Below are 12982 nucleotides of genomic sequence, written 5' to 3' on the forward strand. Positions count from 1 at the left end.
TAATAATATTTCCGGACAAGGGGGAGAAAACATGTGGGAAGCGAAATTCGCCAAGGAAGGATTGACGTTTGATGATGTTCTTCTCATCCCAGCGAAGTCGGACGTATTGCCTCGCGATGTTGACGTAACCACGAAGTTGAGCGATACGTTGCAGTTGAACATCCCGATTCTCAGCGCCGGAATGGATACGGTCACCGAAGCGGAGATGGCGATTGCGATGGCGCGTCAGGGAGGCCTTGGCATCATTCACAAAAATATGTCGATCGAACAGCAGGCCGAGCAGGTCGACAAGGTGAAACGGTCGGAACGAGGCGTCATTACGGACCCGTTTTTCCTAACGCCGGATCATCAAGTGTATGATGCGGAACATTTAATGAGCAAATACCGCATTTCGGGCGTTCCGATTGTCAACAACCCTGAGGAGCAAAAGTTAGTCGGCATTATTACGAACCGCGACTTGCGTTTCATTCAAGACTATTCGATTAAAATTTCCGAGGTAATGACAAAAGAAAACTTGATCACCGCTCCGGTAGGAACTACGTTGGAAGAAGCGGAGAAAATTTTGCAAAAACATAAAGTCGAAAAATTGCCTCTTGTCGATGAAAACGGCGTGCTGAAAGGCTTGATTACGATCAAGGATATTGAAAAGGTCATTGAGTTCCCGAATTCGGCGAAAGATGCGAAAGGGAGGCTGATTGTCGGGGCGGCCGTCGGGGTGACGGCGGACACGATGATTCGCGTCAAAAAGCTTGTTGAGGCAGGGGTTGATGTCATTGTCGTTGACACGGCGCACGGCCATTCGAAAGGCGTCCTAGAGACGGTGGCCAACATCCGAAGCCAATACCCGGACTTGAACATCATCGCTGGCAATGTCGCAACAGCTGAAGGGACGCGCGACTTGATTGCGGCTGGGGCGAACATTATTAAAGTCGGAATCGGTCCGGGGTCCATCTGCACGACCCGGGTTGTCGCTGGGGTTGGTGTGCCGCAAATTACGGCGATCTACGACTGTGCGACTGAGGCGCGCAAACATGGCGTCCCGATCATCGCTGACGGCGGGATCAAATATTCCGGCGACATTGTGAAGGCGATTGCGGCTGGGGCGCATGCGGTTATGCTCGGCAGCTTGCTTGCTGGTGTTTCCGAAAGCCCGGGTGAGACGGAAATTTACCAAGGCCGCCGCTTTAAGGTGTACCGGGGCATGGGATCGGTTGCAGCCATGGAGCGCGGCAGCAAAGACCGCTATTTTCAAGAAGATGCGAAAAAGTTTGTCCCGGAAGGCATCGAGGGACGCGTTCCATACAAAGGGCCGCTTGCCGACACGATTTATCAGCTTGTCGGTGGGTTGCGCGCCGGCATGGGGTATTGTGGAACACGCAATTTGGAAGAGCTGCGCGAAAAAACGCAGTTTATCCGCATGACGAGCGCGGGGCTTCGTGAAAGCCATCCGCATGACGTGCAAATTACGAAAGAAGCGCCGAACTACTCTGCTTTTTGATCGGAGTTGCGCCGATCGGTTCAACTTTGACGGAGACATGTTCTCCGTCTATTTTTTTGGCCGACGGTATGTTACAATAACGGTTGTGTGAGGAGGGTGTCATTGTGAGGAGGAGAAAACAAAACTGGTTGTTTTGGTTGCTGTCGATTTGCCTTTGTTTAACGTTTAGTCCGTTTCAGCAGACGGTGAAGGCGGAAAGCGCTCCGCTTGACATCCGGGCGGACGCTGCGATTTTAGTGGATGCACAAACGGGAAGAATTTTGTATGAAAAAAATATCGATACGGTGCTTGGGATTGCCAGCATGACGAAAATGATGACCGAGTATTTGCTTCTTGACGCCATTAAGGCGAAGCGCGTCAAATGGGATCAAATGTACACGCCAAGCGATTACGTGTACCGGCTGTCGCAAGACCGGGCGCTGTCCAATGTCCCGTTGCGAAAAGATGGCAAGTATACGGTGCGTGAGCTGTACGAGGCAATGGCCATTTATTCGGCGAACGGGGCAACGGTCGCGATTGCTGAGATCATCGCTGGATCAGAGAAAAATTTTGTGAAAATGATGAACGACAAAGCGAAAGAGCTTGGGCTGAAAGATTATAAGTTTGTCAATGCCACAGGGTTGAGCAATAAGGATTTAAAAGGATTCCATCCAGAAGGGACAAGCACAAATGAGGAGAACGTCATGTCCGCACGTGCGATGGCGATGCTTGCCTACCGGTTGCTGAAAGATCATCCCGAAGTGCTGAACACAGCGAGCATTCCTCATAAAGTATTCCGGGAAGGAACAAAAGATGAAATCAAAATGGACAACTGGAATTGGATGCTACCTGGGCTTGTGTACGGATACGAAGGTGTAGACGGGTTGAAAACCGGCTATACGGAATTTGCCGGCAACTGTTTCACCGGGACGGCGAAACGAAACGGCGTCCGCTTGATTTCGGTTGTCATGAACGCGAAAGATGCGAGTGGGAAAACAACAAAAGAGGCGCGCTTTAAAGAGACAGAAAAACTATTTAACTACGGATTCAACCAATACTCCCTCGAGACGCTTTATCCAAAAGGGTACCAGCTGAAAGGAGAAGAAACACTTCCGGTCGTGAAAGGGAAAGAAAAAGAGGTTCGTGTCGCGACAGGAAAGAATCTGGATCTGCTTGTGAAAAACGGCGAGGAAAAACAATACAAACCTGTATATGTGTTGGATCAGAAAAAAATGACAAAAGAAGGAAAGCTAGTCGCCCCTTTGAAAAAAGGGGAAACGGTTGGATATATGACGCTTGAATATAAAGGGGACGACTCCCTTGCCTTCTTAAGCCCAGACATGCAAAAAAACATCCGTGTGCCGCTTGTCACAACAGCTGAAGTCGAAAAAGCCAATTGGTTTGTTCTTTCGATGCGCGCGGTCGGCGGACTGTTTGTTGACTTATGGACAAGCGTCGCCAAAACAGTGAAAGGCTGGCTGTAAAATCAACTCCCCTTGATGGGGAGCTTTTTTCCATTGTGATTTTTGTAAAAATTGAGGTAAAATAAAACAGTGGAATCGTCCTTTTGCATGCCTCGCAAAGCATAAGGATTAGGAATAGGGGGAATCAACGTTGGCATTGACAGGTACGGACCGCGTCAAACGCGGCATGGCGGAAATGCAAAAAGGCGGCGTCATCATGGACGTCGTGAACGCAGAACAGGCGAAAATCGCTGAAGCGGCAGGGGCTGTCGCGGTTATGGCGCTCGAGCGCGTCCCGGCGGACATTCGCGCCGCTGGCGGTGTCGCGCGCATGGCCGACCCGACGGTGATCGAAGAAGTGATGAACGCCGTTTCGATCCCAGTCATGGCGAAAGTGCGGATCGGTCACTATGTTGAGGCGCGTGTCTTAGAGGCGCTTGGCGTCGACTACATTGACGAAAGCGAAGTATTAACGCCGGCTGATGAGGAATTCCATATTGACAAACGGCAGTTTACCGTTCCATTTGTGTGCGGTTGCCGCGATTTAGGGGAAGCGGCGCGCCGCATTGCAGAAGGGGCATCGATGTTGCGGACCAAAGGAGAGCCGGGGACAGGCAACATCGTTGAGGCCGTGCGCCATATGCGCAAAGTGAACGCGCAAATTCGCAAAGTCGTCAACATGAGCGAAGATGAGCTTGTCGCTGAGGCGAAACAGCTTGGGGCTCCGGTTGAGGTGCTGCGCGAGATCAAGCGGCTTGGCCGCCTGCCGGTCGTCAACTTTGCCGCCGGCGGTGTCGCGACACCGGCTGACGCAGCCTTGATGATGCACTTGGGTGCGGACGGTGTCTTTGTTGGGTCTGGCATTTTCAAATCAGAAAATCCGGAAAAATATGCACGCGCGATCGTAGAGGCGACGACTCATTACGAAGACTATGAATTGATCGCACACTTGTCGAAAGGATTGGGCGGCGCGATGCGCGGCATCGATATCGCGACATTGTTGCCGGAGCACCGGATGCAAGAACGCGGCTGGTAAGCTAAATAAAGGAGCAAAGCATCGATGAAAATAGGTGTACTTGGACTGCAAGGAGCTGTGCGGGAGCATGTTCGCGCCATTGAGGCGTGCGGCGCCGAGGCGGTCATCGTGAAAAAGCCGGAGCAGCTTGAAGGGTTGGACGGTCTTGTGCTGCCGGGCGGCGAAAGCACAACGATGCGGCGGCTCATCGACCGCTATGGGCTGATGGAGCCGCTCAAGCAATTTGCCGCTGCCGGCAAGCCGATGTTCGGCACGTGCGCCGGACTCATTTTGCTGGCGAAGCGAATTGTCGGCTATGACGAGCCACATTTAGGATTAATGGACATTACAGTCGAGCGGAACTCGTTCGGTCGGCAGAGGGAAAGCTTTGAAGCGGAGCTGTCGATTAAAGGCGTCGGCGATGGCTTTGTCGGCGTCTTCATCCGCGCTCCGCATATCGTAGAGGCCGGGGACGAGGTCGATGTCTTGGCGACATACAATGACCGCATTGTCGCCGCTCGACAAGGACAGTTTCTTGGCTGCTCGTTCCATCCAGAGCTGACCGACGATCATCGATTGATGCAATACTTCCTCAACATGGTCAAAGAAGCGAAAATGGCGTCAAGCCTCAAGTAAAGTGATCAAGCGAAAGCAATGAGAGGAACGAGTAGCGGGATGCCTTCCTTATCAGAGAGCCGGTGGGCGGTGTGAACCGGCAGGGAGCGCCTGTGAATCCATCCTCGAGCAAAACGCTGAACCGTGCAAACAGGCCAGTAGGCGTTTTCGGCCGCCGTTATCGGCATAAGTGGAAGGCATGATTGGCCTTCAATAAGGGTGGCACCGCGGGATGGCTCCCGTCCCTTTTTGGGACGGGGGCTTTCTTTGTATAATAAAAGGCGAAGGAGGTAGAAAACGGTGCTGGATATGAAAGTATTGCGCACTCAGTTTCAAGAAGTAAAGGAAAAATTAATGCAACGCGGCGGGGATTTGACGAACATCGACCGCTTTGAACAATTGGACAAAGACCGCCGCCGCTTGATCGCGGAAGTCGAAGAGCTGAAAAGCAAGCGCAACGATGTGTCGCAGCAAATCGCTGTCCTAAAGCGCGAGAAAAAGGACGCCGAGCCACTGATTGCCCAAATGCGGGAAGTCGGTGACCGCATTAAACGGATGGATGAACAAATTCGCCAGCTTGAGGCGGAACTCGACGGCTTGTTGTTGTCGATTCCAAACGTGCCGCACGAATCAGTGCCGATCGGCCAATCAGAAGAGGACAATGTGGAAGTGCGGAGATGGGGAGAGCCGCGTTCGTTTTCCTTTGAGCCGAAGCCGCATTGGGAAATCGCCGATCGGCTCGGTTTGCTCGACTTTGAGCGAGCCGCCAAAGTGGCGGGAAGCCGATTTGTCTTTTATAAAGGGTTAGGAGCGCGGCTTGAGCGGGCGCTCATCAACTTTATGCTTGACATCCATCTCGATGAATTCGGTTACGAAGAAGTGTTGCCGCCATATTTGGTGAATCGGGCGAGCATGATCGGAACCGGACAGTTGCCGAAATTTGCCGAGGATGCGTTCCATTTGGACAGTGAAGATTATTTCCTCATTCCGACCGCTGAGGTGCCGGTGACGAACCTGCACCGCGACGAAATTTTGGCTGCAGATGATTTGCCGATTTACTATGCGGCCTACAGCGCGTGCTTCCGCGCGGAAGCCGGGTCGGCCGGCCGCGATACGAGAGGGCTGATCCGCCAGCATCAGTTCAATAAAGTCGAGCTGGTAAAATTCGTAAAGCCGGAGGACTCGTACGATGAATTGGAAAAGCTGACGCGCCAGGCAGAGACGATTTTGCAACGGCTTGGGCTTCCGTACCGCGTTGTCGCCTTGTGCACCGGAGATCTTGGATTCTCGGCGGCGAAAACGTACGATATTGAAGTTTGGCTGCCAAGTTACGGAACGTACCGGGAAATTTCGTCGTGCAGCAACTTTGAGGCGTTTCAAGCGCGCCGTGCCAACATCCGCTTCCGTCGCGATCCAAAAGCGAAACCGGAGTACGTGCATACATTAAACGGTTCGGGGCTAGCCATCGGGCGGACGGTCGCCGCCATTTTGGAAAACTACCAGCAAGAAGACGGCTCGGTCATCGTTCCGGAAGCGCTTCGTCCGTACATGGGGAATCGGGACGTCATTCGCTGAAAAAAGGTGCTTGAGGCAAATCGTTGGTTGACTTTTCCCGACTGCCGTGTTATAGTGAATGACGTTGGCAATGAGGAACAAGAAATCTTGTTCTTGGCCAAGACGATGATGAAGAGGACTGACGCGCATAAGAGGAGATTGTCATCTGAAACGGCTGATCGCCGAAAGCCGTTTCCCATCATAAAAAAACCCGCCCTTGACCGGCGGGTTTTTTATGCCTTTATTTTTTTACAACAGTAAATTGATCAGCGATCAGCAGCCAGTTTTGTGGAAAATCAATCCCAAGTTTCCAATAGCTGACCCCGCGCAAACCAAGTTCCTTCACGAGATTAAATTTTGCTTGAATGGAGCGGGCGTCCTCAAACCATACTTCATGCTCGCGTCCGTTTTCGTCGCGATAGCGAAAATGCGGTGCCTGCGCCTCCGTATCGTATTCGATGGCAACGTTATACTTTGCGGCGAGGGCGATGGCTTGCTGAGGGCTGATGGCCTGGGCGTACGGGCCGCCGGGTACATATGGCAGCGTCCAGTCATAGCCATACAAGTTTTGTCCCATCAAAATTTTTCCAGCTGGCATTTCAGAGATGGCGTACTCGAGAACGCGGCGGACCGGACCGATCGGGGACACCGGCATCGGCGGCCCGCCGCTGTAGCCCCATTCATATGTCATGATCACGACAAAGTCGACAATTTGTCCATGGGCGCGGTAATCGTGTGCTTCGTACCAACGTCCGCGCTGGGTCGCGCTCGTTTTCGGCGCCAAGGCGGTCGACATCATCCATCCTTCTCGTTCAAACCGCCGCTTCGCTTTGCGCAAAAACGCATTATACGCCTCACGGTCTTCCGGGCGCAAATATTCAAAATCAAAATGGATGTCGCGGAAGCCATACCGTCTAGCGGTCGCGACAATATTGTCGAGCAGACGATTTTGCAGCGTTTCGTTTGTTAACATAAGCGCGCCGAGCTCGTCGCTGAACTGCCCGTTTTCAATGTTGGCGACAACCATAACGAGCGTGACGCGGTTGGCGCGGGCAATATCCGGAAAGTCGTCAAGCGGCGGCTCTTGCAATGTCGCGTCGCGTCGGATCGCAAAATAAAAAGGACTCAAATAAGTCAAATACGGAGCGGCTTCGCGAGCGCTCGCCTCCAGCGCTGGGCTGACAGTCGCGCCGCGCGGTTCAATATAGGCGTTAAACTCCGCTCTTCGCTTGGCGCCGGGCGGTATATAAAGCCGCTGCCCGACCTTAAGCGGAGCGTTTAAGGAGAGGCGATTCACTTCGGCAAGCCGCTGCATCGGAATGGAAAATCGGCGTGCAATCGACCATAACGTGTCGCCGCGCTGCACCCAGTAAAAACGACCGACGATCGGGATCACGAGCGCCTGGCCGACAACGAGTTTATCAGGGGTTGGAAGCTTGTTGGCCCGGACAATTTCTTCCACCGTGATCCCGTATGCCTCAGCAATTCCACTTAACGTTTGTCCACTCTGCACTACGTGGATTTGCATACTTGACCTCCTAGTTGCGTCTTTATTCTCCATATTCTATGATGTAAAGAAAGGAGAAATGACCGTTTGTGTGAAGGGGTATACGATGAACACCGACGAGTATTACATGCGATTGGCAATGGAAGAAGCAAAAAAAGCGGAGCAGATCGGCGAGGTGCCGATCGGCGCTGTCATCGTCCAAGACGGCCGCGTCATCGCCCGCGCTCATAATTTGCGGGAAACTGAACAACGCGCCATCGCTCATGCAGAAATTTTGGCAATCGATGAAGCATGCCGGGCAACTGGTTCATGGCGGCTTGAGCGGGCGACGTTGTACGTAACGCTTGAGCCGTGCGCCATGTGCGCAGGCGCCATTGTTCTTTCCCGCATCGAACGAGTCGTGTTTGGCGCGTTTGATCCAAAGGGAGGGTGCGCTGGGACATTGATGAACTTATTGCAGGAAAGCCGATTTAACCATCAGGTTGAGGTGGTAAGCGGGGTGCTTGCTGACGAGTGCGGTTCGCTGTTGAGCCAATTTTTTCGACGATTGCGCGAACAAAAGAGAAATGTTGGCCGGAGTGCCAGCGAAAATTCCGCCGATTGACATTGCATTTTTTCTGCAAACGAGCTATACTGATAGTGCCGTGCTAAGCGGGGAGGTAGCGGTGCCCTGTACTCGCAATCCGCTCTAGCGAGGCTGAATTCCTTCTCGAGGTTAGTCTGTTGCGAGGCCTGTCTCAAGCAAGTGGTGTTGACGTCTGGGTCCCGCGCAATGGGATTCCGTGAACCCTGTCAGGTCCGGAAGGAAGCAGCAGTAAGCGGATGCTCCCATGTGCCGCGGGGACGCCTGGGCTGAGCTAACTGCTTGAGCAACGCTCGGGGCAGCTAATCGACAGAAGGTGCACGGCCTTACATAGCAATTAGGGAACAAAACCCACTCATGGCGAGTGGGTTTTTTGTTATTTTAAATTGCAATAGGAAGTTATATAATAGATAGGACGAGAGAAAGAGGAGGGCCGTTTTCCGTGGCATACCAAGCGTTATATCGCGTGTTTCGGCCGCAGCGCTTTGCGGACATGGTCGGCCAAGAACACGTGACCAAGACGTTGCAAAGCGCCCTGCTTCAACATAAAATATCACACGCTTACTTATTTTCCGGCCCGCGCGGTACAGGAAAAACGAGTGCAGCGAAAATTTTCGCCAAGGCGGTCAACTGTGAACAGGCGCCAGCGGCGGAGCCATGCAATGAGTGTCCAGCTTGCCTCGGCATTACGAATGGAACGGTTCCCGATGTGCTGGAAATTGACGCTGCTTCCAACAACCGCGTCGATGAAATTCGTGATATCCGTGAGAAGGTGAAATTTGCGCCGACGTCGGCCCGCTACAAAGTGTACATCATCGACGAGGTGCATATGCTGTCGATTGGTGCGTTTAACGCGCTGTTGAAAACGTTGGAGGAGCCGCCGAAACACGTCATTTTCATTTTGGCCACGACCGAGCCGCACAAAATTCCGGCGACGATCATTTCCCGCTGCCAACGGTTCGATTTTCGCCGCATCCCGCTTCCGGCGATCGTTTCACGGCTAAAGTATGTCGCAAGCGCCCAAGGTGTCGAGGCGTCCGATGAGGCATTGTCCGCCATCGCCCGTGCTGCAGACGGGGGGATGCGCGATGCGCTCAGCTTGCTTGACCAAGCCATCTCGTTCAGCGACGGGAAGCTTCGGCTCGACGACGTGCTGGCGATGACCGGGGCTGCATCATTTGCCGCCTTATCGAGCTTCATCGAAGCCATCCACCGCAAAGATACAGCGGCGGTTCTTCAGCAGTTGGAAACGATGATGGCGCAAGGGAAAGATCCGCATCGTTTGGTTGAAGACTTGATTTTGTACTATCGCGATTTATTGCTGTACAAAACTGCCCCCCATGTGGAGGGAGCGATTCAAATTGCTGTCGTTGACGAAGCGTTCACTTCACTGTCGGAAATGATTCCGGTTTCCAATTTATACAAGGCCATCGAGTTTCTGAACAAAAGCCAGCAAGAGATGAAGTGGACAAACCACCCGCGCCTTCTGTTGGAAGTGGCGCTTGTGAAGCTTTGCCATCCATCAGCTGCCGCTCCGTCGCTATCGGCTTCCGAGTTGGAACCGTTGATAAAGCGGATTGAAACGCTGGAGGCGGAATTGCGGCGCCTGAAGGAACAACCGCCTGCCCCTCCGTCGACCGCCGCGCCGGTGAAAAAACCGTCCAAACCGACGAAAACGGGGGGATATAAAGCCCCGGTTGGCCGCATTTACGAGTTGTTGAAACAGGCGACGCATGAAGATTTGGCTTTGGTGAAAGGATGCTGGGCGGATGTGCTCGACACGTTGAAACGGCAGCATAAAGTATCGCACGCTGCCTTGCTGCAAGAGAGCGAGCCGGTTGCAGCCAGCGCCTCAGCGTTTGTATTAAAATTCAAATACGAAATCCACTGCAAAATGGCGACCGATCCCACAAGTTCGGTCAAAGAAAACGTCGAAGCGATTTTGTTTGAGATGACAAACCGCCGTTTTGAAATGGTAGCCATTCCGGAGGGAGAATGGGGAAAAATAAGAGAAGAGTTCATCCGCAATAAGGACGCCAAGGTGGAAAAAAGCGAAGAAGATCCGTTAATCGCTGAAGCGAAGCGGCTGTTTGGCGAAGAGCTGATCGAAATTAAAGAATAAACCGTTTAAAGGAGGATGCCAAAATGATGCGTGGCGGAATGGGCAATATGCAAAAAATGTTAAAACAAATGCAAAAAATGCAAAAGGAAATGCAAAAAGCGCAGGAAGAGTTGGCGGAAAAAACGGTGGAAGGCACGGCGGGCGGCGGCATGGTGACCGTTGTCGCTAACGGTCATAAACAAATTTTGGAAATCAAAATTAAAGAGGAAGTCGTCGACCCAGACGATATCGAAATGCTTCAAGATTTGATTTTGGCAGCGACAAACGATGCGTTGAAAAAAGCGGATGAGTTGGCTAATGAAATGATGGGGCAGTTTACGAAAGGACTTAACATTCCAGGGTTGTTCTAGGGGGGGCGTATGCATTATCCAGAACCGCTATCGAAGTTGATTGACAGTTTTATGAAACTGCCTGGCATCGGCCCGAAAACGGCTGCCCGCCTTGCATTTCATGTGCTGGCGATGAAAGAAGACACCGTGCTTGAGTTTGCCAAAGCGCTCGTTGATGTCAAGCGACATATTCATTATTGCACGATTTGCGGACATATTACAGATACAGACCCTTGCTACATCTGCAAAGACGAGCGTCGCGACCGGACGACGATTTGCGTTGTTCAGGATCCGAAAGATGTCATCGCCATGGAGAGGATGAAAGAATACAATGGCCTGTATCACGTGTTGCACGGGGCCATCTCGCCGATGGAAGGCATCGGACCAGAAGATATTAAAATCGCCGAGCTGCTCACGCGATTACAAGATGAGACGGTCCAAGAGGTGATTTTAGCGACCGACCCGAACATCGAGGGAGAGGCAACGGCCATGTACATCTCCCGCCTGTTGAAGCCAGCAGGAATCAAAGTCACCCGCATCGCCCATGGCTTGCCGGTCGGCGGCGATCTGGAATATGCGGACGAAGTGACGTTATCAAAGGCGTTGGAAGGGCGCCGTGAGCTATAGAGAGAAAGAAGGTGGGGATCGGTTTGTTATGGCGGCGAAAGGGGAAACTAAAGAGACAATTTGATGAAAAGTTAATGGCTGAACTACAAAAGGCTAGAACTGAATGGCTTGAGCAGAAACAACTCATCGAAAAAAGCGTCGATCCGTCTCCGGAGGTGCTGAATGCCTTGCAACTCGCTGAGGCTAAATATTTTTTCCTCCTCCGCGAAGCGAAGCACCGCCGCATCACACTTAAGGAAGTGCGTTAACTTCCTTATTTTTTTGTTCTTTTTTTCCCTGTTTCTCATACGTTGGTAGTACAAGCGTGCAAAAAGGGGGTTCAAACGTTGGATCCGAAAGTCGTCATTACCGTGTTGCTAGCGCTTATCGCCGTTTTGCTTATCGTAGGCGCCCGTCTCAAAGCGCTTCGCCTGATCGGCTACGCTGCTATCCGCCTGATCGTCGGGGCGCTCGCGCTGTTTGTCATCAACGCCCTCGGCGGGCATTTTAACATCCATATTCCGATTAACCTCGTCACCTCAATCGTTTGTGGATTTCTTGGCCTCCCTGGAGCGGCAGCGTTAATCGTGATTGACCGATATATTTTGTGGGGCTGACCCGGGAATTTTCCTTAACAAAACACAACATATGGTTTCTTAATGATTGTTTTATGCCTATATACGGTAAGAAGAAAGGGTGTACCGATCCTTTTGGGACACCCTCTTTATTTTTTGTTTCAAAGTTATTGACTTTTATATGACAATGCATTATATTAAAAAATGTCGCTGTTCATGAAAGATATGTTGACAGTAAAGTGAATGATATGTATAATAATAAAGGTGCGCAAGATAAACAAGTTCCTTGAAAACTAAACAAAACGCAAGCGTCATAAGAAAAGCTGAGGCCGCTCGTAGCACCTTCGGTGTCGAGGCCAAAGCAGAAGCCAATCAACTTTCTTTGGAGAGTTTGATCCTGGCTCAGGACGAACGCTGGCGGCGTGCCTAATACATGCAAGTCGAGCGGACCGGACTGGAGCTTGCTCTAGTTTGGTCAGCGGCGGACGGGTGAGTAACACGTGGGCAACCTGCCCGCAAGACCGGGATAACTTCGGGAAACCGGAGCTAATACCGGATAACACCGAAGACCGCATGGTCTTCGGTTGAAAGGCGGCGAAAGCTGTCACTTGCGGATGGGCCCGCGGCGCATTAGCTAGTTGGTGAGGTAACGGCTCACCAAGGCGACGATGCGTAGCCGGCCTGAGAGGGTGACCGGCCACACTGGGACTGAGACACGGCCCAGACTCCTACGGGAGGCAGCAGTAGGGAATCTTCCGCAATGGGCGAAAGCCTGACGGAGCGACGCCGCGTGAGCGAAGAAGGCCTTCGGGTCGTAAAGCTCTGTTGTGAGGGACGAAGGAGCGCCGTTCGAAGAGGGCGGCGCGGTGACGGTACCTCACGAGGAAGCCCCGGCTAACTACGTGCCAGCAGCCGCGGTAATACGTAGGGGGCGAGCGTTGTCCGGAATTATTGGGCGTAAAGCGCGCGCAGGCGGTCCCTTAAGTCTGATGTGAAAGCCCACGGCTCAACCGTGGAGGGTCATTGGAAACTGGGGGACTTGAGTGCAGGAGAGGGGAGCGGAATTCCACGTGTAGCGGTGAAATGCGTAGAGATGTGGAGGAACACCAGTGGCGAAGGCGGCTCTCTGGCCTGCA

The 12982-nt window shown here is 52.4% G+C and carries 12 protein-coding genes, 1 rRNA gene, 1 other RNA gene and 1 other annotated feature (1 of these 15 running past the window's edge); of the genes, 13 read left to right on the plus strand and 1 reads right to left on the minus strand.

Annotation, left to right across the window (positions count from 1 at the left end; all coding sequences use genetic code 11):
* The first annotated feature begins 31 nt into the window (after positions 1 to 31).
* The 5 genes from guaB to serS all read left to right on the plus strand — a co-directional run bounded on the left by guaB (position 32) and on the right by serS (position 6145).
* Positions 32 to 1498: an IMP dehydrogenase gene (gene guaB / locus BJQ97_RS00070; RefSeq protein WP_160155081.1), complete on the plus strand. Its 1467-nt coding sequence runs from the start codon at positions 32 to 34 to the stop codon at positions 1496 to 1498.
* A gap of 104 nt (positions 1499 to 1602) precedes the next feature.
* Complete coding sequence (locus tag BJQ97_RS00075) at positions 1603 to 2961, plus strand: serine hydrolase (RefSeq protein WP_160155082.1); 1359 nt, start codon at positions 1603 to 1605, stop codon at positions 2959 to 2961.
* Between the two features lie 130 nt (positions 2962 to 3091).
* Positions 3092 to 3976, plus strand: coding sequence for a pyridoxal 5'-phosphate synthase lyase subunit PdxS (gene pdxS, locus BJQ97_RS00080; RefSeq protein WP_011229527.1), 885 nt, complete (start codon positions 3092 to 3094; stop codon positions 3974 to 3976).
* Positions 3977 to 4000: 24 nt separating this feature from the next.
* Positions 4001 to 4591 carry a pyridoxal 5'-phosphate synthase glutaminase subunit PdxT gene (pdxT, locus tag BJQ97_RS00085; protein ID WP_160155083.1) on the plus strand — a complete coding sequence of 197 codons (591 nt, stop codon included), beginning with the start codon at positions 4001 to 4003 and terminating at the stop codon, positions 4589 to 4591.
* Positions 4592 to 4600: 9 nt separating this feature from the next.
* Positions 4601 to 4820 (plus strand) — a binding site (T-box leader).
* A 50-nt stretch (positions 4821 to 4870) separates the two neighbouring features.
* Positions 4871 to 6145 (plus strand): serine--tRNA ligase, encoded by a 1275-nt coding sequence (serS, locus tag BJQ97_RS00090; protein ID WP_160155084.1) that lies wholly within the window; start codon positions 4871 to 4873, stop codon positions 6143 to 6145.
* A gap of 220 nt (positions 6146 to 6365) precedes the next feature.
* On the opposite strand, the gene BJQ97_RS00095 is transcribed toward serS, so the two are convergent.
* Positions 6366 to 7652, minus strand: coding sequence for a glycoside hydrolase family 18 protein (locus BJQ97_RS00095; protein WP_160155085.1), 1287 nt, complete (start codon positions 7650 to 7652; stop codon positions 6366 to 6368).
* 85 nt (positions 7653 to 7737) lie between these two features.
* On the opposite strand from BJQ97_RS00095, the gene tadA reads away from it, so the two are divergent.
* From tadA to BJQ97_RS00135, 8 genes are all read left to right on the plus strand, one after another.
* On the plus strand, positions 7738 to 8235 hold the full coding sequence (gene tadA, locus BJQ97_RS00100; protein ID WP_160155086.1) for a tRNA adenosine(34) deaminase TadA: 498 nt from the start codon (positions 7738 to 7740) through the stop codon (positions 8233 to 8235).
* 38 nt (positions 8236 to 8273) lie between these two features.
* Positions 8274 to 8538, plus strand: an RNA gene (ffs, locus tag BJQ97_RS00105) — signal recognition particle sRNA large type.
* Positions 8539 to 8656: 118 nt separating this feature from the next.
* Complete coding sequence (dnaX, locus tag BJQ97_RS00110) at positions 8657 to 10336, plus strand: DNA polymerase III subunit gamma/tau (protein WP_160155087.1); 1680 nt, start codon at positions 8657 to 8659, stop codon at positions 10334 to 10336.
* A gap of 26 nt (positions 10337 to 10362) precedes the next feature.
* The gene (locus tag BJQ97_RS00115) at positions 10363 to 10686 is read left to right on the plus strand and encodes a YbaB/EbfC family nucleoid-associated protein (RefSeq protein WP_407059891.1); all 324 of its coding nucleotides are present in this window, start codon (positions 10363 to 10365) and stop codon (positions 10684 to 10686) included.
* Between the two features lie 9 nt (positions 10687 to 10695).
* Positions 10696 to 11292 (plus strand): recombination mediator RecR, encoded by a 597-nt coding sequence (recR, locus tag BJQ97_RS00120; RefSeq protein ID WP_160155088.1) that lies wholly within the window; start codon positions 10696 to 10698, stop codon positions 11290 to 11292.
* 23 nt (positions 11293 to 11315) lie between these two features.
* On the plus strand, positions 11316 to 11540 hold the full coding sequence (locus BJQ97_RS00125) for a YaaL family protein (RefSeq protein WP_160155089.1): 225 nt from the start codon (positions 11316 to 11318) through the stop codon (positions 11538 to 11540).
* Positions 11541 to 11618: 78 nt separating this feature from the next.
* A complete protein-coding gene (locus BJQ97_RS00130; protein ID WP_160155090.1) occupies positions 11619 to 11888 on the plus strand; it encodes a pro-sigmaK processing inhibitor BofA family protein in 270 nt (89 codons plus the stop codon).
* A 337-nt stretch (positions 11889 to 12225) separates the two neighbouring features.
* Positions 12226 to 12982: ribosomal RNA gene (locus BJQ97_RS00135) — 16S ribosomal RNA — on the plus strand; it runs 800 nt beyond the window's last position.

The sequence above is a fragment of the Geobacillus sp. TFV-3 genome (assembly GCF_009901865.1).
Classification (GTDB): domain Bacteria; phylum Bacillota; class Bacilli; order Bacillales; family Anoxybacillaceae; genus Geobacillus; species Geobacillus thermoleovorans_A.